This is a genomic window from Streptomyces sp. NPDC005566 (genome assembly GCF_040605575.1).
Taxonomy (GTDB): domain Bacteria; phylum Actinomycetota; class Actinomycetes; order Streptomycetales; family Streptomycetaceae; genus Streptomyces.
On the sequence record NZ_JBEXDB010000021.1, the window covers coordinates 74,571 to 74,784 of the forward strand.

The 214-nt window shown below is 72.9% G+C and carries 1 protein-coding gene; it reads right to left on the reverse strand.

Annotated features, from left to right (window positions below):
* A partial coding sequence (locus ABZS61_RS29035; RefSeq protein WP_356427531.1) for a hypothetical protein occupies positions 1-214 on the reverse strand: 214 nt, incomplete at both ends.

Consider the following 214-nt stretch of genomic DNA (forward strand, 5'->3'; position numbering starts at 1 on the left):
GACCATCGGCACCGCCGTCAGCACCACCATCGGCACCGCCGTCAGCACCACCATCGGCACCGCCGTCAGCACCACCATCGGCACCGCCGTCAGCACCACCATCGGCACCGCCGTCAGCACCGCCGTCAGCGCCACCATCGGCACCGCCGTCAGCACCGCCGTCAGCACCGCCGTCAGCGCCACCATCGGCACCGCCGTCAGCGCCACCATCGGC